The organism is Mangrovibacter phragmitis (genome assembly GCF_040429585.1).
Lineage (GTDB): Bacteria > Pseudomonadota > Gammaproteobacteria > Enterobacterales > Enterobacteriaceae > Mangrovibacter > Mangrovibacter phragmitis.
This window is the reverse complement of sequence record NZ_CP134782.1, coordinates 897,833-917,758: the sequence shown is the minus strand read 5'-3', so window position 1 is coordinate 917,758 and position 19,926 is coordinate 897,833. Positions and strand designations below refer to the sequence as shown.

The following is a 19,926-nucleotide window of genomic DNA, read 5'->3' as shown; positions in this document are numbered from 1 at the left end:
CACTCACTGCGTGTTACTGGTTAAATTCGCAGCAAGCACACTGAAGCGCTGGCGGTATATTCCTGGTGTCAGCCCGGTCAGCTTGTGGAATATTTTGCGAAAAGCCGCAGGGTCTTTATACCCCACTTGCCAGGCAATCTGTTCCACTGGTTGCACTGTCAGTTCAAGAGCCTCGCGGGCCTTCATAATGCGTATTTGTTGCAAATACTCCACCGGGCGCAGGCCAGTTGCTTTAGTAAAACGGCGCAAGAATGTGCGCTCCGACATTCCTTCTTTTTCAGCCAGTTCAGAAATCACCTGAGCTTCACTGGCACTGGCATGCAGGTAATGTTGAACACGCAGGATAACGTCGTCGCCATGGTTAAACTGGGGAATGAACACAGCAAAAGGCCGCTGATACTGGCGGGGTGGGTCAAGCAGCAAGAAGCGCGCCGTTGAAAGCATCACCTCTGCACCAAGAAAACGCTGCACAAGTGACAAGCCCAGGTCAGCCCAGGCAAGGATGCCGCCAGCGGTGATGATATCACCATCATCAATGACCATGTTGTCTTCCGCTACATTAATTTGCGGGTAGCGGGCCGCCAGTTGCCGGGCAAACGCCCAGTGGGTTGTCACGCGCCGGCCATCCATCAGCCCGGTCTCAGCCAGAATAAATGCGCCTGCACACACAGAACACAGTGTGCTCCCCTGGGTATGCATGGTTTTCATCCAGGTGGCCGCGGCTGGCGGAATATGCATGTTTTCAGGCATGACTATGCTGGGCGGCGCAATGATATGCGTCAGCACATGGGGCTCGCCCGGGTGACTGTCCCAGATGCAGGTTACGCATTCCTCCTCATCTTCTACTTTCCAGTGAGATACACGAATAACCGGAATAGCTCCATGGTCAGAGGCTTCCTGCACCCATTCGCCAGAAATGCGAAACAGGTCTGTCAGCCCATAAATCGCGGCTAACTGGCATTCCGGGTAAATTAACAGGCCAATTTCAGCCACAACGTTCGCGGTTTTTACCATTTGTCTGTTTTACCTCTTATGATGTCATTTTTGCCTCGGTTCAAACCCTGCGCCGCAGTCTATCTTATCCCTTGTCAAAACGTTACTGGTCCCTGAGCAGGGGGCCGGAGTGAATGAAACCACCGGTACACCCTTTGCGAATGAGCAGGCGGGATGTTATCAAGCAGGGAGCAGCCACAGCAGTACTGGCTGTACTACCCTTTACATCTGCAGCCCAACCGTTTCAGTCCACAACAGGAGTAAAGAACATGGCTACACTGACAACCCAAGATGGCGCAGAAATTTTCTATAAAGACTGGGGCCCGCGTGACGCCCAGCCGATTATGTTCCACCATGGCTGGCCGTTAAGTGCCGATGACTGGGATGCACAGATGCTGTTTTTCCTGTCCCATGGGTTTCGCGTTATCGCCCATGACCGCCGGGGACATGGCCGTTCTTCACAAATCAGTAGCGGCCACGATATGGACCACTATGCCGCTGATGCTGCTGCAGTCGTTGCTCATCTGGATTTACACAATGTCGTCCATGTGGGCCACTCCACAGGTGGTGGTGAAGTGGCGCGCTATGTTGCGCAGTATGGTCAGCCTGACGGGCGTGTTGCTAAAGCAGTGCTGATGAGTGCAGTACCACCTTTAATGGTCAAAACGGACAGCAACCCGGAAGGCACCCCGCTGAGCGTATTTGATGGTTTCCGTAAAGCTCTTGCTGAAAACCGCTCACAGTTTTACCTCGATGTCGCCTCAGGCCCGTTCTATGGCTTTAACCGGCCAGATGCCAAAGTTGTGGAAGGCATGATTTATAACTGGTGGCGGCAGGGCATGATGGGGTCTGCATTGGCACAATACCTGGGTATTAAAGCCTTTTCAGAAACTGACCAGACGGAAGACCTGAAAACGATTACCGTACCAACACTGGTAATGCAGGGTGATGATGACCAGGTAGTGCCTTATAAAGATGCGGCCCTGCTGCAGGATAAACTACTGAAAAACAGTACGCTGAAAGTCTACCCCAGGTTCCCTCATGGCATGCTGACAACCCATGCAGAAACAATCAATAACGATATTCTTGCTTTTATTAAAGGATAAGCAAGGTACTCGTTAATCACAAAAATACCACCCAGCGTAAGCTTCCCCTTGCGTTGGGTGGTGACTCTTGCATTAACACATTTACCCGTCTGTAATGAATCCCTCTGTACCGGGTTGCTTCTCGCCAACGAACAAGGATAATAACGACACGATTTATGGAACATGCCCAGCGAGGATGCAGCCGTTGCTGTTCCCGGGCCAGCAATGAGACGCCTTATATCTGCTATGTCGGAAAACTACCGTTATACTCTGCCCGTTCGTGCAGGCGATGTCCGCCAGCTTGGTGAATTAACTGGCGCAGCCTGCGCCACCGAAGTTGCTGAAATGGCCGAACGCCACAAGGGCCCGGTCATTCTGGTCGCGCAGGATATGCAAAATGCACTTCGCCTTCAGGATGAAATTCGCCAGTTTTATAGTGGCCCGGTAACCAGTCTCGCAGACTGGGAAACCCTGCCTTACGACAGTTTTTCGCCTCATCAGGATATTATTTCTGCACGGCTTGCCACGCTGTACCAGCTTCCGTCGATGGAAAAAGGTGTACTCATTCTGCCCGTCAGCACGCTGATGCAGCGCGTTTGCCCACACAGTTTTCTGCACGGACATGCGTTACTGATGAAAAAAGGCCAGCGCCTGTCCCGGGATATTCTGCGCGACCAACTGGAACAGGCTGGTTACCGCCATGTTGATCAGGTTATGGAACACGGTGAATACGCTACCCGCGGTGCACTGCTGGACCTCTACCCTATGGGCAGCGAACACCCATATCGCATTGATTTTTTTGATGACGAGATAGACAGCCTGCGCATCTTTGATGTCGACAGCCAGCGAACCCAGGAAGAAGTGGAGAATATCCACTTACTACCTGCCCATGAATTTCCTACCAGCCAGGCTGCTATTGAAATATTCCGCAGCCAGTGGCGCGATAAGTTCGAAGTAAAACGCGACCCGGAGCATATTTACCAGCAAATCAGTAAAGGTACTCTGCCGACCGGGATTGAATACTGGCAACCGCTGTTTTTTAGTGAGCCACTCAGCGACCTGTTCCATTATTTCCCGGCAAACAGCCTGATTGTGACAACGGGCGATACCGAAAGCAGTGCGGAACGTTTCTGGCAGGATGTAACTGCACGTTTTGACAGCCGGGGGGTTGACCCCATGCGCCCGTTATTACCGCCGGATTCACTGTGGCTGAAAACTGACGGTCTGTTTGCTGCGCTGAAAGAGTGGCCCCGCGTCCAACTAAAAACTGCCCCGTTAGCGGAGAAATCAGCTAACACAAACCTGGGCTACCAGGCTCTGCCAGACCTCGCTGTTCAGGCTCAGCAAAAAGCGCCTCTTGATAATTTGCGCAAATTTTTAGAACAATTCACCGGGCCGGTCGTGTTCTCAGTAGAGAGTGAAGGCCGCCGCGAAACACTGGCTGAATTACTGGGGCGTATCAAGCTCAGGTTGACCACCATTAACACCCTCAGTGAAGCAACGGGTAATGGCCGCTACCTGATGCTGGGTGCCAGTGAAAAAGGGTACATTGATACTTTACGTCAGCGGGCGTTTATTTGTGAAAGTGACCTGCTGGGCGAGCGTGTAGCCCGCCGTCGCCAGGATAACCGTCGGACACTGAACCTGGACACGCTGATTCGCAACCTTGCCGAGTTGCACCCTGGCCAGCCAGTGGTTCACCTGGAACATGGCGTGGGCCGTTATGCCGGCATGACAACCCTTGAGGCAGGCGGCATCACTGGCGAATACCTGATGCTCACCTATGCAAATGACGCCAAATTATATGTACCGGTGTCATCATTACATTTGATTAGCCGCTATGCTGGCGGCGCAGAAGAAACTGCCCCACTCCACAAGCTGGGCGGTGACGCCTGGGTTCGGGCACGGCAAAAAGCAGCAGAAAAAGTGCGCGATGTGGCGGCGGAGTTGCTGGATATTTACGCTCAACGCGCGGCCAAAGCCGGTTTTGCTTTTAAGCACGACCGCCAGCAGTACCAGCTGTTTTGTGAGAGTTTTCCTTTTGAAACCACACCAGACCAGTCTCAGGCAATAAACGCCGTGCTGAGTGATATGTGCCAGCCACTGGCTATGGACCGTTTGGTGTGCGGTGATGTGGGTTTTGGTAAAACTGAAGTCGCCATGCGAGCTGCTTTCCTGGCCGTCGAAAATAACAAGCAAGTCGCCGTACTGGTGCCCACTACATTGCTGGCGCAACAGCACTTTGACAACTTCCGCGACCGTTTTGCCAACTGGCCGGTACGTATTGAAATGCTCTCCCGTTTCCGCAGTGCCAAAGAGCAAGCCCAGATCCTCGAGCAGGCAAGCGTTGGCAAAATTGATATTCTGATTGGCACACACAAATTATTGCAAAGTGACGTGAAATGGAACGACCTGGGGTTGTTAATTGTCGATGAAGAACACCGTTTTGGTGTCCGCCATAAAGAACGCATCAAGGCCATGCGTGCCGATGTTGACATTTTGACACTGACCGCAACACCGATCCCCCGAACACTCAATATGGCAATGAGTGGCATGCGCGATCTTTCCATCATCGCCACGCCTCCGGCCCGCCGCCTGGCGGTGAAAACCTTCGTGCGCGAATACGACAGTCTGGTGGTGCGCGAAGCCATCCTGCGTGAAATTTTGCGTGGCGGTCAGGTGTATTACTTATACAACGATGTCGAGAATATCCAGAAGGCCGCCGAACGCCTGGCCACACTGGTACCAGAGGCGCGTATCGCCATTGGTCACGGTCAGATGCGTGAACGGGAACTGGAACGGGTAATGAACGATTTTCACCATCAGCGTTTCAATGTGCTGGTGTGCACAACGATTATCGAAACCGGTATTGATATTCCAACGGCAAATACCATTATTATTGAACGTGCGGATCACTTCGGCCTGGCGCAGTTACACCAGTTACGTGGCCGGGTTGGGCGCTCCCACCACCAGGCTTATGCCTGGCTGCTTACGCCCCATCCGAAAGCCATGACACCCGATGCACAAAAGCGGCTTGAAGCCATTGCCTCTCTGGAAGATTTAGGTGCGGGTTTTGCGCTGGCGACCCACGATCTGGAGATCCGCGGTGCCGGGGAATTATTGGGTGAAGACCAAAGCGGGCAAATGGAAACGGTTGGCTTCTCTTTGTATATGGAACTGTTGGAAAATGCAGTAGATGCGTTGAAGGCAGGCCGGGAGCCCTCCCTTGAAGATCTGACCAGCCAGCAGACGGAAGTTGAATTGCGCATGCCAGCCTTGCTGCCTGAAGAGTTTATTCCCGACGTCAATACCCGGCTTTCATTCTATAAACGGATTGCCAGTGCGAAACAGCCTGGAGAACTGGATGATATCAAAGTGGAGCTGATTGACCGTTTTGGGCTATTACCAGACCCGGCACGGAACCTGCTGGAGATTGCAGCTCTGCGCCAGCAGGCACAAAAAATGGGTGTACGTAAAATTGAAGCCAATGAAAAAGGTGGCATGCTGGAATTCGCACCGCAAAACAGTGTTGACCCGGGCTGGTTAATTGGGTTGCTGCAAAAACAGCCTCAAACCTGGCGGCTGGACGGGCCAACCCGCCTGAAATTTTTCGTTGATTTAGCTGAACGCAAAACCCGTATCGACTGGATTCGGCAGTTTATGCAACAACTTACAGAAAACGCCGTAGCCTGACGTAACACCCATCTCCCGTAACGCTCTCAGTTAAGGGAGATGGAGCAAGTTTTACAAAATATTGCAATACACCAGGAAATCCTCACATCCGCCTGCACCATAATTTGTTCTTTTGCTTTAACTGGTGAAGGACATCCCTGGGCTATGTCAGCAAATAAGCAGCAATCATCTAAAACATCTCCTCTTTTCTCCTCCACCCGCAAGTGGTCCGTAGGTTGCGCCATGCTGCTGTTAGCCAGCCTGTGGAGTGGTTTCAGTGATGCCCAAACCTGGCCATTACCCGCTCCAGGCAGCCGCCTGATTGGGGTAAATCAATTCCATGTAGTACAGGATGACGGTGGTTCACTGGAAAATATTGCCAGCCAGTATGGCGTGGGGTTTCTGGCTTTGCGCCAGGCAAACCCGGGCGTAGACCCCTGGTTGCCTTTAGCTGGCAGCGTACTGACCATTCCGCATCAGGTTATACTCCCCGAAACCCCTCATGAAGGCATAGTGATAAACCTGGCGGAATTACGCCTGTACTACTACCTCCCCGGCAGTAATCAGGTGGCTGTCTACCCTATTGGCATTGGTCAGTTAGGTGGCGATACATTCACCCCGACAATGGTTACCCATGTCTCGGAAAAACGTGCCAATCCGACCTGGACGCCGACCAAAAATATTCGCGCGCGTTATCTTACGCAAGGTATTGAATTACCGGCAGTGGTGCCCGCCGGGCCAGATAACCCAATGGGCCACCATGCTATTCGCCTCGCGGCGTATGGCGGCGTTTACCTGATTCACGGCACAAATGCTGATTTTGGGATTGGTATGCGGGTGAGTTCAGGCTGCATTCGCCTGCGTGATGGCGATATCGAAACACTGTTCAGCCAGGTAAACCAGGGCACACCAGTGCGCATTATCAATGAACCCGTAAAAGCCAGCCGGGAGCCTGACGGGCAGTATTGGGTGGAAGTACATCAGCCCCTTTCCCAGTCACTGGATGACAACCCACAGACACTGCCATTAACGGTGTCCCGCCAGGACCAGTTACTGTTGGGTTCTCCGGATGTAAATGCGGACGTAACAGAGCAGGCTATGGACTTGCGGGCGGGTATGCCAGTCAACATCACAAACCAGATACATAAAACAGACGATCAGGCACTGTAATCTCTCTGGGTTAGCAGCCACAAAGTCGTTCACCGTTACCAGTACGGCTGGTGTATTTTTCCTGATTTTTCATCCTCCACAGGCCACTTCAGGACGTTCATTGCCAGCCATTAATTAACGTATTTTACGTCATACCGGCTTGTGTTAATAAATTTATTAATTATCGATAATAAATTAATAACCGCCTTATATTCAATGCAATAGGTATTTTATATTTTTCGTTTTTCTTCTGGTTCGCGAGCATAGTGATCTCTATAATGATGCTTCACTTAACGACACAAAGGTAAAACGGCATCATGACAACTGATGTTTCAGGTTGTGTAAAAAAAAGCCGTGGCCGTCCAAAAGTGTTCGACAGGGAAGACGCACTGGATAAAGCCATGGCACTATTCTGGCGGCATGGCTATGAGGCCACATCACTGTCGCATCTGGTTGAGGCGACAGGCGCGAAAGCCCCCACTCTCTATGCAGAGTTTACCAATAAAGAAGGGTTATTCCGTGCAGTACTTGACCGGTATATTGCACGTTTTGTTTCTCAATATGAGGCGCAACTGTTTGCCAGTAGCAAGCCACTGGCCGAGGCATTGAAGGATTACATGGTAGCAGTTGCTCTGTGTTACACCAGCAAAGAGACACCTCAGGGTTGCTTTATTATCACCACTTCTTCCGCACTGGCGGCATCAAGCGAGAAAGTAGCAGAGATGATCAGGCAGCGTCATGTAAAACAGGCGCAAGCCCTGATAACTTTTCTGGTACAGCGCCAGGCGCGTGGTGAGCTTTCGGCCAGTTGCCAGTGCGCCGTTTTGGGCAATTATCTTTCCTGTATTGTTCAGGGAATGTCAGTCAGTGCCCGAGAAGGCGCATCGTTTGAAACTCTCGAGGCTATCATCAATACAGCGCTGAGTTCGCTACCGGGTATTGCGCAATAAGATGATAACGTGGCTGAGACCGCTTGTTTTGTCTCAGTCACTCTTATCCGCCGGACCTTCTATTGTAAAAGAGAATTACTATCCTTTACCTCAATAAATAGGTAAAAACGATTAAATATATCCACCTTGTTAACCTAAATTTAATAAGTACACTGCGGACTATTTACACACTAATTATTATCTTAAATATCTAACTCCGCACCCTACACTGAACAGGCATTTCATTCCTTTGCTTTATAACAAAGCAATTTATTGGACACACAGCAGAAGGAAGACAGAATGATTTTGCTATTACCCATGCTCAAAGTACTGGTCGTTATTTCGTTGCTGTTCGGGCTTTGGTTGATATGTGGTAGCTCTTCGCTGTTTGCTATTCTTGCCATTATTATCACTGGCGGCCTTTGGTTTAAAAGGCAAGATTTGCTTTGACCATATGGTAAAAAAGACCTGTTATCGCACAGGTCTTTTAGCGTTATCCGGGCGATGCTGCCATTCAGGATTTATTTGCTGAATCGCTTAGCACCAGCTGGCCATTTTTATCCAGTGGTATCTGGCTGCCAGGATTGTGATCCATGCGGATTTTACCTTGCTGGTTGCCTATCTGGTAAGTGACATCATAGCCAAGGTTTTTTTCACTGGTGTCATAAACCGTCTTACAACGCTGTTCAATGGTGCTGTAGGTATCTTTATCCTGCATGGTACCCTGCACCTGATTTCCCGCATATCCACCACCCAGTGCGCCAAGTACTGTGGCAACATCACGCCCGTGACCGCCACCAAACTGATGACCAATTACTCCACCAGCGACTGCTCCCAGCACCGAGCCTGCAATACGGTTCTCATCCTGTACCGGGCGGCGGTGGGTAACAGTGACATTACGGCATTCTTTACGGGGAGATTTTACAGTAGAAGTAATGGCTTTCGCTGAAATCACCTTGGCGTATTCCGGCCCACTATGAAAGACATCCAGACCGGCAACTGCCGCAACCCCCATAGCCGCAGCTACGCCAATACCAATTCCCGCTAACATTGATTTATTCACAGGACACCTCCTGATAAGACAGGTTGTTATTGTGAGCAAAAATCCAGGAAACAGGGATCAGACGAAAAGAGAAAATGAGGTAGCCAGATTATAATTGAGATTTATCCTGGCAAAATATTATGCCTTGCGGAGGGCCATCATTTCCCCTTTTGATAGTAAGGTTTTGCCCGGAATTATAGATTGCCGCCACAGGCAACTGCGCCAGTAAATGTTATTCCCGGCGACAAAAAAGGCCCCTTTCGAGGGACCTTTTACCGGATAAAATTGCCTTTTAGATTAGTGCAACTTAAGACGCGGGCGAATAATACGGTTGATACGCCCAACCAGCATCATCAGACCGGTTTTAAAATACCCGTGCAGTGCTATCTGGTGCATACGGTAAAGGGAAATATACACAAACCTGGCGATACGCCCTTCGACCATCATTGACCCACGCATCAGGTTGCCCATCAGGCTACCTACGGTGGAGTAGTTCGACAGCGAAACCAGCGAACCGTGATCTTTATAGGTGTAATGCTTCAGGGTTTTCCCGTTCATTTGCGCCAGAATGTTATGCATCGCACAAGTAGCCATTTGGTGTGCGGCCTGTGCGCGTGGCGGGACAAAGCCCCCTTCAGCGCGGGCACAGGAGGCACAGTCACCAATCGCAAAAATATCCGGGTCGCGGGTCGTCTGCAGCGTAGGTTCAACAACCAACTGGTTAATTCGGTTTGTTTCCAGTCCACCAATTTCTTTCATGAAATCAGGTGCTTTAATGCCCGCAGCCCAGACCATAAGATCCGCTTCAATAAATTCGCCATCTTTCGTATTCAGGCCATTGTCTTGTGCGCTGGTTACCATAGTGTTGGTCAGAACACGCACGCCCATTTTGGTTAGTTCACTGTGTGCCGCGCCCGAGATCCGTGGTGGCAATGCCGGAAGAATGCGTTCACCCGCCTCCACCAGCGTCACATTCAGCGCTTCATTTGTCAGGCCTTTATAACCATAGCTGTGTAACTGTTTTACTGCGTTATGCAGTTCAGCGGACAGTTCAACGCCGGTAGCCCCACCACCTACAATGGCAATGTTCACTTTGCCATTTGCACCGAGATTGGCGGAGTGTTTCAGGAACAGGTTCAACATTTCGTGGTGGAAACGACGTGCCTGGTGTGGGTTATCCAGGAAGATACAATGTTCTTTCACACCTTGCGTATTGAAATCATTAGATGTGCTGCCCAGGGCCATGACCAGGGTGTCATACGGCAGATTACGTTCAGGAACCAGCAGTTCACCTTTGTCATCACGCAACTCAGCCAGAGTGATCACCTTCGCTTCGCGGTTAATATCCACGACCGAACCCAGTTGGAACTGGAAATGGTGATTACGTGCGTGAGCAAGGTAACTCAGGGCATCCACGCCTTCATCCAGCGAACCAGTTGCCACTTCATGCAGTAATGGTTTCCATAAATGACTGTGGTTCCTGTCAACCAGTGTCACTTTCGCTTTTTTACTACGGCCCAGTTTTTTCCCTAACTGAGTTGCCAGCTCCAGTCCGCCAGCTCCACCGCCAACAATCACAATTTTTTTCAATGGTGTAGTCAACGTGACCCCCTCAAATTATTAACCAATTGTTAAGTAACGGTTATAAAAATAACTTTTAATTAACAATGAGTTGCTGAATCGAATCATTCAAAACAGCCTGAGAATATCACGAACGGTGCATTGGTCATACCAAAATTGATATGAATCAAATTTTTCTGGCTAGATTTAACGCAACAAGGCTGACCAAAGGCCAGCCGGGGTAGTTACAGGAAAGTAATGGGGACGTTAGCCGAGAGTTTTAAATGCTTTAATACGTTGCAGATGCGGAGAAATATTCTTGAACTTATGAGTTTCGTTATCATCCCATACAATTTCGTAATAGGGATGCAGTAACGCAGCTGATCTCTGGTTGTCCAGCGCTTCGTCGTGGCGCGACAGGATTGCCAGGCAACGATCCCGGTTCTTCTCGCGGAAGTTCTCCACGCATTTTGTGGCAATATCAAGATATTCTTCTGGCCGGTCTATTTTCCCTTCCATATTTTCATAAGGATACAAGTTAGGGTTAAAAATAACCTGGCGAACATCGCAGAGAAAACCAATGCGCTCCGCCCAGAATCCCCCCAGACCAACACCACAAATCAATGGCCGCTCATCAATATTAAGTTGCAGCATTTTATCTACTTCTTTAAGCAAGTGCTGCATGTCGTGTTTCGGGTGCAGCGTGCTGTAACTGATCAAACGAACATCTGAATCAATAAACTGAAGTTGCAATACCTTCTCATGGTTACCTGGACTGTTTGAGTCGAAACCGTGTAAATAGATAATCATCGCATCCTCACCGTACCAGTTTTTGCCGCTCAGGCACTATCACTGCCCCGCCTTCCTTGCCTGCCATTGAGCATCCAGCTCAGTCAGTTTATGACTGACTGACTTCCAGGTTGCCGATGACAGGAGTTCCTGACGGGAAAACGAACCTTTATGATACAAACCCGTAACACGCTCTGCATTGATCGGTGACAGGTTATCCAAAACACTAACAGCTCCATCGCGGTTATTACAAACCAGAATCATATCGCAACCTGCATCAAGAGAGGCCCGGGCTCGTTCAGCATAAGTGCCCATAATTGCAGCACCTTCCATTGACAGGTCGTCAGAGAATATCACGCCATTAAACCCTAACTCCTGGCGCAATACTTTCTGTAACCACCAGGGGGAGCCGCTTGCCGGGCGATTGTCGAGTTCGGGGTAAATCACGTGAGCGGGCATAATGGCGTCCAGTGCCTGCTCATTTATCAGCGAACGGAAAATCGCCATATCATGTTCACGAATGACATCTGCCGGGCGATTATCCACGGGTGTTTCTTTATGAGAATCAGCACTCACGGCTCCATGACCGGGAAAATGTTTTCCAGTGGTTTTCATACCAGCCCGGTGCATACCCTGCATAAAACGCCGTGCCATTGCCAGTGCTATCTGCCCGTCTGCATGGAAAGAACGTTCGCCAATCGCCGCACTGCCATGCCCGATATCCAGAACCGGCGCGAAACTGATATCAATATCCATGGCGATCATTTCGCTCGCCATCAACCAGCCAGCATCTTCCGCCATCTGCCCGCCTGTTTCCACGCCCAGTAATTGCGCATAAGACTGTGCTGCCGGAATGCGGGTAAACCCTTCGCGAAAGCGCTGTACCCGTCCACCTTCCTGATCCACCGCAACAACCAGACGATGCCGGGAAGCAGCACGGATCTGGCGCACCAATTCACGTAACTGGGCAGGATCATGGTAATTGCGCGTGAACAGTATCAGCCCCCCCGTTAAAGGATGGGCCAGAATTTCCCGTTCTTCCGCGTCCAGTTCATAACCCACGACATCTAACATTACCGGACCCACTGCAACCTCTCTTGTTTCTTGTTATGTGTTTTTCAACCTGCACCAGGCCTGGTCTGCAAGCTGGATAAATTCACTGGATTGTGTTTCTTGCCACCGGTACTCATACCAGGAAGCCATTAATAAATTCACCCACGGCAGCCAACGGCGAATCTGCTGTCTCAATGTAACTTCGTTAAGGTGCATATGCCTGGCGTAAAACGCAACACATGCCGAAAACTGTGGAGATTCGTCAATGGCCAGTGTGGTGAGTTCAAGCCCTACATCACCATCCCCGGCATACTCCCAGTCAATCAGACGTATCCTGTCACCACAATGGACAATATTACCAGGGTGAATATCCATATGCAGAGGTGCCAGACGAATGGGCGCAGGCTCTCTGTGGTGTTGACATTTTTTCAACTGCGCAAGCCACCGCGCTGTTCGCCGTGAAGGCGAAGCATTCTGCCAGTAGTGTTGCAATAAAGGCAGCAAGACAATACGCCAGCCAAACAAAGGCTGGTGATGTAGCTGGCTCAGCGTACGAGCCAGCACATCTGCAGGCGGCCAGGATTCAGCCACCTGACCTTCTACCCATTCAACATACAACCAGTGGCGATTCAGAAAGACAGGTGCAGGTGCCAGTGAACGCGGTAACCGCTGCAATACCCGGTATTGCCGACGCAATTCAGCATACGTGGCAGCCTCACGCCGCACCCACTTTCCGCAGGTATTCTCGACCAAAACGCTGTTGCCGCTCAGCCCCCGTATGGCAGAAACAGAGCCGGCGGCAAATGCCGCCGGGAGTGACGTATGGTTATGGTGATGCACACCTGCATCACTGCGTTTGCTGTACGGCACCTTTACCTGACCAGATAATTTCACCTGTTTGCACCAGCATCAGTTGCATTTGCACAGCAGGGTTACTCACATTACCTTTCGCGCTGGTATAAAGCACATACTGTGCGCCGACATTACGCGCAATACCAATGGCTTTGCTGCGTGAGCCGAGGCTGTCTTGCGCAGACAACCCCAGTTGCTGCTTAGCCAGGGCAAGCTGTTGGTCGTTAACTAAAACAAAAGTGTGGTTATTTGCCAGAGCATTGCGCAAAGCCTGCGTACCTTCGCTGGCAGGTAAACTGCCATTGGTACGATTATTCACGGAATCCACTAATAATACACTGCCCGCCTTTACACCGTCGGCTTTGAGCATCTGAGCGACCATCGGTTGAAACGCACTATTCCAGTCGTAATGACGCTCTTTAGGTTGCGGCGTAACGGGTAATGTTGGCGTAACAGGCTCAGGTTGAACAGGTATTTCAGGAACGGAAGGTACCGTGGGCTCCGGCTGTGTGGGTGCTGGCCTGGCAGGCTCTACCGGTGCGGGCTGTTGTTGCTCATTACGCAGTACACAACCAGACAGCACCAGAGCGACGCTGAGAACAGACAAATAACGGAAAATACGTTGTTTCAAAATCTCCCCCTTCAAAGATAGAGATACACCCGCACCTGATCTGCGCCAGGCATTTGGGTAATGGCATGAATATCCACAGTGGTAGCCGACGGAACAACAACACTACGCGGCTCATCCAGTGGGTGTATCTCCAGGCCTTTCTTGTCATACCAGAAAAAACGGTAATGGACCGTCACTGGTTGATGACCTTCATTATACAGTGATGATACCGCCTGGGTATTCACACCTGCATGGCTAATCACCGGGCGTTCTGCCGTCACTCCGGCAACCAGCAACGATGACTCAATCACCAACGTCTGGCTGCTGTTCACCGGAATCACTGGCCCGGAACTGCATGCACTTAACGCAGTAATAACACAGGCCAGGCACAACGTGCGCCGAATCATTATGCACCTTTATGAGATAGTAACGGGCCCAGTGGACGCCCACCGAGTAAATGCATATGCAGGTGATACACTTCCTGCCCACCATGACGATTACAGTTAATAACCAGACGGAAGCCGTCCCCGGCAATGCCTTCCTGTTCAGCGATTTTTGCCGCCACAGTAATTAAGTGGCCCAGCGCCTGCTCATGCTCGGGAAGCGTATCATTGACTGTCGGGATCAGTATATTTGGCACAATCAGAATATGTGTAGGAGCCTGAGGGGAAATATCGCGAAACGCGGTAACGAGATCATCCTGCCACACAATATCAGCAGGGATTTCACGACGAATAATCTTACTGAAAATAGTCTCTTCAGCCATGTGAGTGTCCTTTAGTCAATCGCAGTGATGGGAGTATAACAAGCTCCGCAACACCTTGCTGTAAAAACACTTTATTGTAACGCTTTTCATCCTGACGGCACAGCCGCGCTGATGAACCAGATTCTTCTGGCTCGCTGTTCCTTTATTACAAAGATACATACGACAAAAACAAAAAAGGGGCCAATGGCCCCTTTTCCGCTCTCCCCGGCAACAATTAGTTGTTGCGGATGTAATCATCCATCTCAGTTTTCAGGTTATCGGATTTAGTACCGAAAATTGCCTGAACACCTGAACCTGCGACAACAACACCTGCTGCACCCAGTTTTTTCAGGCCAGCCTGATCAACTTTCGCCACATCGGCCACACTGACACGCAGACGAGTGATACACGCATCCAGGTTAGTGATGTTTTCTTTGCCGCCAAACGCATTGACTAATGCTGGTGCCATTTCGCTGGTCGCAGCAGACTGCGTCTCAGTAGTGGCATCTTCACGGCCAGGCGTTTTCAGATCCAGAACTTTGATAAGCACACGGAAGATTGTGTAGTAAACCGCGGCATAGCAAAGACCAACAACCGGGAACAACCACAGTTTGCTACCGTTACCACTCAGAACGATAAAGTCAATCAAACCGTGTGAGAAGCTGGTGCCATCACGCATCCCCAGGAGGATACAAATCGGGAAGGCCAGACCAGCAAGGATTGCGTGAATCACATACAGGATTGGCGCAACGAACATGAAAGAGAATTCGATTGGCTCAGTAATCCCGGTCAGGAATGATGTCAGCGCAGCGGAGATCATGATACCGCCAACTTTGGCACGATTTTCCGGCTTAGCAGAATGCCAGATAGCAATGGCAGCAGCTGGCAGACCATACATTTTGAACAGGAAGCCACCAGACAGTTTACCCGCAGTCGGGTCACCAGCCATGTAACGTGGGATATCACCATGGAAGACCTGACCTGCCGCATTGGTGAATTCACCAATTTGCATCTGGAAAGGTACGTTCCAGATATGGTGCAGACCAAACGGTACCAGGCAACGCTCTACAAAACCGTAGATGCCGAAAGCCAGTACCGGGTTTTGGTAAGCGGCCCATTGGGAGAAATCCTGAATAGCAGAACCAATCGGCGGCCATACGAAGGACAAGACAACCCCAGTGATAATCGCTGCCAGACCAGAAATAATTGGTACAAAGCGTTTACCTGCGAAGAAGCCAAGATACTCAGGCAGTTTAATACGGTAGAACCGGTTGAACATATAAGCAGCGATGGCACCAGAAATGATACCCCCTAACACCCCGGTATCAGCCAGGTGTTTTGCTGCGATTTCTTCAGCCGGAAGATGAAGAACCATTGGCGCAACAACTGCCATGGTTTTAACCATAATGCCGTAGGCAACCACAGAGGCAAGGCCTGAAACACCATCGTTATTGGTGAAGCCCAGCGCTACACCGATTGCGAAGATGAGTGGCATATTGGCGAAAACGGAACCACCCGCTTCGGCCATAACATGAGAAACGATGGCTGGCAGCCAACTGAAGTTAGCGGAACCCACACCAAGCAGGATACCTGCAATCGGCAGTACGGATACCGGCAGCATCAGCGATTTACCCACCTTCTGCAGGTTAGCAAATGCGTTCTTGAACATAATTGAGAGTGCTCCTGAGTATTTGTGCTTTTTGTACGCGATATGCGCTTTGAGTCTGGGGGAGATACAGACTCTCTTCAGGACATCTAAGTGCCCTTTATTTATTACGCAGAGTAAAATAAATAGCGGTTTTATTGTTTGATGGCAGTCACGTTTCCATGACAGACATGCAGAAAAATCGCATTTAACCACTCAAATCGTATACATATGTTACAAAAAAGACGTTCACCGCCCGTTTTGTGGCGGTGAACTTTACTCGTTTTAGGGATTAATTACGAGCCTTAAAATAACAAGGATTTAGTTGTCCTGACGTAAAGCAGAAAGGTCGACATTAAAAAGTGATGAGAAATTATTCGTCGTGATTTCCGCAAGGGTTTCAACATCCACGCCTTTAAGCACAGCCATATACTCGGCGACATCACGTACCAGTGCGGGCTGGTTTTCCTTGCCCCGGTGAGGTACCGGTGCCAGATACGGCGAATCCGTTTCGACCAGAATTCTGTCGAGCGGTACATAGCGAGCAGCCTCACGCAGTGACTCAGCATTACGGAAAGTTACAATGCCCGAAAAAGAGATGTAGAACCCCATATCCAGCAATTTGCCCGCTGTGTCTGTATCTTCTGTGAAGCAGTGCAGTACCCCACCACAGTCCATCACTTGTTCCTGGCGAAGAATTGCCAGAGTATCCGCGCGTGCGTCACGGGTATGAACGATAACAGGTTTGTTTAATGCCCGGCCAATGGCTATATGGTGGCTAAACGAGGATTGCTGGCGCAATTTGGTTTCCGGCGTGTAGTAATAGTCCAGCCCGGTTTCACCCATTGCAACCACCCCCGGTTGTGCAGCCAGACTGTGCAGGCGCTCAACATCCAGCTCTTCATCCTGATTTAACGGGTGTACACCACATGAAAACGCCACATTATCCCGTTCACCAATTTGCTCGCGCATCGCGACATAACCATCCAGCGTTGTTGCCACCGCCAGACAAAAACCGACATCGCGTGCTGCCGCTTTGCTGAGCACATCATCCACATTTTTATGCAGTGTTTGGTAATCAAGGCCATCAAGGTGACAATGGGAATCAACTAAAAACATAATCGTCTCTTACAGATGTATTGACGGGAGGGGTGCTCCCGGTTGCAGGTAATGTTCCCAGGCCAGTAGCTGCTCCGCCAGTAACAGTTCGCGGTTAATCGCCGGAACAGCCAGCAATTGTGCTCGTAATTGAAACACTGTATTGCAAATCGCCTGAAGTACCATTCCAGGAAACTCAACCAGTTGTTCCACCAGTAGCAACCTGTCGACATTCATGACAGACTGCCCGGCGTGCTGCTGCAGCTTAAGTGCATCAACTAATAATGTCGAAAACCACCACAATATGTCTGTGGCTCGCTCCTGGTTCATCACCGCCAGTAAACTGTAGAATTCGCGGTTATTGAGCGCCTGGGTTAACTGCTCAAAAAATTTATTGCGCAGTGCTGCGTTGTCAGGTTGTAACAGCGATAACGCCGCCGCCGGTGCACCACAGGATAGCCTTAGAGCAGCAAGGCATTGTACTGTATCAGAGCCTGACTCGCGTTGTAACCATGCCTGAGCCCAGGGCTCATCGGGCACACCTAACGAGAAATGAAAACAGCGGCTACGCAGCGTTGGCAGTAGCTTATCCGGTTCGTGGCAGGCCATAAGGAACCAGGTATGCTCCGGCGGCTCTTCCAGCGTTTTTAATAATGCGTTAGCCGCCGCTTCAGTCAGTAGTGTGACATCCTTAATCCACACCACTTTTGCACCACCGAGGCTTGCACGGTTATACAGTTTATCGGTGACATCGCGGATAACATCGATACCGAGATTCTGCTTCCCTTTCTCTGGCACGACTACGGTGTAATCCGGGTGCGTTCCTGCCTGCATTAACTTGCACCCACGGCACTGCCCACAACTTTTGTTACCTTGCGGCGACTGGCACATTTTCAGACGTGCCAGTGCATAACACAGGGCATCTTCCCCCATTCCAGGAATGGCATGAATGAGTAACGCTGGATGCCCATGCCCGGCCTGATACTGCCCTGACAATTTTTCAAAGGCCGGGCGCAGCCATGGGTACCATTTCATTCACTGTCACCTTTTTCCCAGTGAGCCAGCGTTTCATGTAACGTACGACGAATAGCCTCAGCAACCTCTGCCTGAGATGCATTAGCATTAACCGTCGCAATACGCTCATCCTGTGCGGCAAGCGCCAGGTAGCGTGCCCGTGTCCGGTCAAAAAACGCCAGGGACTCCGTTTCAATGCGATCGAGTTCGCCCCGGGCTCTGGCCCGGGCCAGCCCAATTTTAGGGTCGACATCAAGATACAGTGTCAGGTCTGGTGCGAAATCACCCAGCACAGTATTACGCAGGGTTTCTAATAACCGGGTATCAATCGCGCGCCCTCCTCCCTGGTAAGCCTGGGTAGATAAATCGTGGCGGTCACCAATGACCCAGGCACCGCGCGCCAGTGCCGGTTTAATGACCGTTTCTACCAACTGAACCCGGGCGGCATAAAACATCAGCACTTCGGCTTTATCTGTAATGACTTCGTCGCCGACGGCTTTGATATCCAGCACCAGGCTGCGTAGTTTTTCTGCCAGGATCGTACCACCGGGTTCACGGGTGAACACGAGATCGCAAATACCCCGAGACTGCAATGTCTCAACAATGACATCACGCGCGCTGGTTTTACCCGCGCCCTCAAGGCCTTCGATCACTATAAATTTACTGCGCATTTTTTTCCTTTAATGTGTTGATCCATGCCCGTACAGCTTTGTTGTGGTTGGCCAGATTAGTACTGAACGTATGCCCACCTTTGCCATCAGCGACAAAATAAAGATAGGGGGTTTTTGCCGGATGAGCCGCAGCCTTCAATGAAGCTATACTCGGAATAGCAATCGGGCCTGGTGGCAACCCACTAATTACATAGGTGTTATAAGGTGTTGCTGTTTCAAGATCTTTACGTGTCAGTTTGCCATTCCAGTCTGCGCCCATACCGTAAATTACTGTTGGATCGGTTTGCAAACGCATGCCAATACGCAATCGGTTAATGAATACCGAGGCAACCAGTTCCCGCTCACTGGCAATGGCCGTTTCTTTTTCAATGATGGAAGCCATGGTAACCATCTGTTCGCTATTTTTGTACGGCAGATTATCAGCCTTTGACGCCCAAATGCTTGCTACTGTATTCATCATTTTTTGATGTGCGCGTTCCAGTATCGCCACATCTGTTGTGCCAGCGGTATATAACCATGTATCCGGGTAGAACCCCCCTTCCACTTCGTTTTCCGGTATATCCAGTGCTTTGGCCACTGCACTATAACTGTCGCCCTTCAGGGTATGCCGGATATAAGGAGCTTCCCGTAACTGAGCCAGCCACTGATGTACGGTTTGCCCTTCCACCAGACGCAGGGGAAACTGCGCTTCTTTACCACTTGCCAGTAACAACATTAATTGACGAACTGTCATATCAGGTGTCAGGCGATAAGTCCCCGCTTTGAAGTTAGCCAGTTGAGGTTCAAGGCGCAACAGCCACTGGAAAACGCGCGGACGATTGATAATTTTTTCAGCATAAAGTTGATTACCAAGCGCCAAACGGCCCGTGCCGGGTTTCAGGGTAAAATAGGTTTCTTGCTTAATCAGCAGTGAACTCACTGCAAGCTTACGGACTTTCCAGTAACCCGCACCAGCGGCAACAGCCAGCAGAAGTACGAGTACAAGAACGAGGCGCAGCATTTTTTTCATGACAATATTT

19 protein-coding genes are annotated in these 19,926 nt (G+C 50.4%); 5 read left to right on the top strand and 14 right to left on the bottom strand.

The genetic code is table 11. The annotated features are described in order from the left end of the window. Positions 1 to 3: 3 nt before the first annotated feature. Positions 4 to 1,014: a GlxA family transcriptional regulator gene (locus tag MPHASIOC01_RS04320; RefSeq protein WP_353614032.1), complete on the bottom strand. Its 1,011-nt coding sequence runs from the start codon at positions 1,012 to 1,014 to the stop codon at positions 4 to 6. Positions 1,015 to 1,262: 248 nt separating this feature from the next. On the opposite strand from MPHASIOC01_RS04320, the gene MPHASIOC01_RS04315 reads away from it, so the two are divergent. The 5 genes from MPHASIOC01_RS04315 (at position 1,263) to MPHASIOC01_RS04295 (ending at position 8,278) form a co-directional block, all read left to right on the top strand. Beyond that, complete coding sequence (locus MPHASIOC01_RS04315; protein ID WP_353614031.1) at positions 1,263 to 2,099, top strand: alpha/beta hydrolase; 837 nt, start codon at positions 1,263 to 1,265, stop codon at positions 2,097 to 2,099. Positions 2,100 to 2,324: 225 nt separating this feature from the next. Next, positions 2,325 to 5,771 (top strand): transcription-repair coupling factor, encoded by a 3,447-nt coding sequence (gene mfd, locus MPHASIOC01_RS04310; protein ID WP_353614896.1) that lies wholly within the window; start codon positions 2,325 to 2,327, stop codon positions 5,769 to 5,771. Positions 5,772 to 5,993: 222 nt separating this feature from the next. Continuing rightward, positions 5,994 to 6,920 carry a L,D-transpeptidase family protein gene (locus tag MPHASIOC01_RS04305; protein ID WP_353614895.1) on the top strand — a complete coding sequence of 309 codons (927 nt, stop codon included), beginning with the start codon at positions 5,994 to 5,996 and terminating at the stop codon, positions 6,918 to 6,920. 296 nt (positions 6,921 to 7,216) lie between these two features. Next, a complete protein-coding gene (locus tag MPHASIOC01_RS04300) occupies positions 7,217 to 7,849 on the top strand; it encodes a TetR/AcrR family transcriptional regulator (protein ID WP_064601344.1) in 633 nt (210 codons plus the stop codon). A 279-nt stretch (positions 7,850 to 8,128) separates the two neighbouring features. Continuing rightward, positions 8,129 to 8,278, top strand: a complete 150-nt coding sequence (locus MPHASIOC01_RS04295) for a hypothetical protein (RefSeq protein WP_170123740.1) — start codon at positions 8,129 to 8,131, stop codon at positions 8,276 to 8,278. A gap of 64 nt (positions 8,279 to 8,342) precedes the next feature. On the opposite strand, the gene MPHASIOC01_RS04290 is transcribed toward MPHASIOC01_RS04295, so the two are convergent. The 13 genes from MPHASIOC01_RS04290 to yceG all read right to left on the bottom strand — a co-directional run bounded on the left by MPHASIOC01_RS04290 (position 8,343) and on the right by yceG (position 19,916). Beyond that, positions 8,343 to 8,891: a glycine zipper 2TM domain-containing protein gene (locus MPHASIOC01_RS04290; protein WP_353614030.1), complete on the bottom strand. Its 549-nt coding sequence runs from the start codon at positions 8,889 to 8,891 to the stop codon at positions 8,343 to 8,345. A 276-nt stretch (positions 8,892 to 9,167) separates the two neighbouring features. After that, positions 9,168 to 10,472 (bottom strand): NAD(P)/FAD-dependent oxidoreductase, encoded by a 1,305-nt coding sequence (locus MPHASIOC01_RS04285; RefSeq protein WP_064601346.1) that lies wholly within the window; start codon positions 10,470 to 10,472, stop codon positions 9,168 to 9,170. Between the two features lie 225 nt (positions 10,473 to 10,697). Beyond that, complete coding sequence (gene ycfP / locus MPHASIOC01_RS04280) at positions 10,698 to 11,240, bottom strand: alpha/beta hydrolase YcfP (protein WP_064601347.1); 543 nt, start codon at positions 11,238 to 11,240, stop codon at positions 10,698 to 10,700. 39 nt (positions 11,241 to 11,279) lie between these two features. Next, positions 11,280 to 12,305, bottom strand: coding sequence for a beta-N-acetylhexosaminidase (nagZ, locus tag MPHASIOC01_RS04275; RefSeq protein WP_353614029.1), 1,026 nt, complete (start codon positions 12,303 to 12,305; stop codon positions 11,280 to 11,282). A gap of 21 nt (positions 12,306 to 12,326) precedes the next feature. After that, positions 12,327 to 13,166 carry a thiamine kinase gene (thiK, locus tag MPHASIOC01_RS04270; RefSeq protein WP_353614028.1) on the bottom strand — a complete coding sequence of 280 codons (840 nt, stop codon included), beginning with the start codon at positions 13,164 to 13,166 and terminating at the stop codon, positions 12,327 to 12,329. Then, a complete protein-coding gene (lpoB, locus tag MPHASIOC01_RS04265; protein WP_064601350.1) occupies positions 13,120 to 13,755 on the bottom strand; it encodes a penicillin-binding protein activator LpoB in 636 nt (211 codons plus the stop codon). Before lpoB ends, thiK begins: the two co-directional genes overlap by 47 nt. Positions 13,756 to 13,766: 11 nt before the next feature. Beyond that, the gene (locus tag MPHASIOC01_RS04260; protein WP_082917941.1) at positions 13,767 to 14,138 is read right to left on the bottom strand and encodes a DUF1425 domain-containing protein; all 372 of its coding nucleotides are present in this window, start codon (positions 14,136 to 14,138) and stop codon (positions 13,767 to 13,769) included. Positions 14,139 to 14,140: 2 nt separating this feature from the next. Then, positions 14,141 to 14,500, bottom strand: a complete 360-nt coding sequence (hinT, locus tag MPHASIOC01_RS04255) for a purine nucleoside phosphoramidase (protein ID WP_064601352.1) — start codon at positions 14,498 to 14,500, stop codon at positions 14,141 to 14,143. 214 nt (positions 14,501 to 14,714) lie between these two features. Continuing rightward, positions 14,715 to 16,148, bottom strand: a complete 1,434-nt coding sequence (ptsG, locus tag MPHASIOC01_RS04250; RefSeq protein WP_064601353.1) for a PTS glucose transporter subunit IIBC — start codon at positions 16,146 to 16,148, stop codon at positions 14,715 to 14,717. 297 nt (positions 16,149 to 16,445) lie between these two features. After that, positions 16,446 to 17,243 (bottom strand): metal-dependent hydrolase, encoded by a 798-nt coding sequence (locus MPHASIOC01_RS04245; protein WP_064601354.1) that lies wholly within the window; start codon positions 17,241 to 17,243, stop codon positions 16,446 to 16,448. A gap of 9 nt (positions 17,244 to 17,252) precedes the next feature. Next, a complete protein-coding gene (gene holB, locus MPHASIOC01_RS04240; RefSeq protein WP_353614027.1) occupies positions 17,253 to 18,257 on the bottom strand; it encodes a DNA polymerase III subunit delta' in 1,005 nt (334 codons plus the stop codon). Continuing rightward, a complete protein-coding gene (tmk, locus tag MPHASIOC01_RS04235; RefSeq protein WP_353614026.1) occupies positions 18,254 to 18,907 on the bottom strand; it encodes a dTMP kinase in 654 nt (217 codons plus the stop codon). Before tmk ends, holB begins: the two co-directional genes overlap by 4 nt. Next, the gene (yceG, locus tag MPHASIOC01_RS04230) at positions 18,897 to 19,916 is read right to left on the bottom strand and encodes a cell division protein YceG (RefSeq protein WP_064601357.1); all 1,020 of its coding nucleotides are present in this window, start codon (positions 19,914 to 19,916) and stop codon (positions 18,897 to 18,899) included. Before yceG ends, tmk begins: the two co-directional genes overlap by 11 nt. Between the last annotated feature and the right edge of the window lie 10 nt (positions 19,917 to 19,926).

Excerpts from the sequence above, each read along its gene's own strand:
- MPHASIOC01_RS04245 (WP_064601354.1), bottom strand. The coding sequence starts at position 17,243 with ATGTTTTTAGTTGATTCCCATTGTCACCTTGATGGCCTTGATTACCAA.
- MPHASIOC01_RS04305 (WP_353614895.1), top strand. The coding sequence starts at position 5,994 with ATGCTGCTGTTAGCCAGCCTGTGGAGTGGTTTCAGTGATGCCCAAACC.
- hinT (WP_064601352.1), bottom strand. The coding sequence starts at position 14,500 with ATGGCTGAAGAGACTATTTTCAGTAAGATTATTCGTCGTGAAATCCCT.
- mfd (WP_353614896.1), top strand. The coding sequence starts at position 2,325 with ATGTCGGAAAACTACCGTTATACTCTGCCCGTTCGTGCAGGCGATGTC.
- ycfP (WP_064601347.1), bottom strand. The coding sequence starts at position 11,240 with ATGATTATCTATTTACACGGTTTCGACTCAAACAGTCCAGGTAACCAT.
- tmk (WP_353614026.1), bottom strand. The coding sequence starts at position 18,907 with ATGCGCAGTAAATTTATAGTGATCGAAGGCCTTGAGGGCGCGGGTAAA.
- MPHASIOC01_RS04300 (WP_064601344.1), top strand. The coding sequence starts at position 7,217 with ATGACAACTGATGTTTCAGGTTGTGTAAAAAAAAGCCGTGGCCGTCCA.
- holB (WP_353614027.1), bottom strand. The coding sequence starts at position 18,257 with ATGAAATGGTACCCATGGCTGCGCCCGGCCTTTGAAAAATTGTCAGGG.
- yceG (WP_064601357.1), bottom strand. The coding sequence starts at position 19,916 with ATGAAAAAAATGCTGCGCCTCGTTCTTGTACTCGTACTTCTGCTGGCT.
- MPHASIOC01_RS04295 (WP_170123740.1), top strand. The coding sequence starts at position 8,129 with ATGATTTTGCTATTACCCATGCTCAAAGTACTGGTCGTTATTTCGTTG.
- MPHASIOC01_RS04320 (WP_353614032.1), bottom strand. The coding sequence starts at position 1,014 with ATGGTAAAAACCGCGAACGTTGTGGCTGAAATTGGCCTGTTAATTTAC.
- MPHASIOC01_RS04315 (WP_353614031.1), top strand. The coding sequence starts at position 1,263 with ATGGCTACACTGACAACCCAAGATGGCGCAGAAATTTTCTATAAAGAC.
- ptsG (WP_064601353.1), bottom strand. The coding sequence starts at position 16,148 with ATGTTCAAGAACGCATTTGCTAACCTGCAGAAGGTGGGTAAATCGCTG.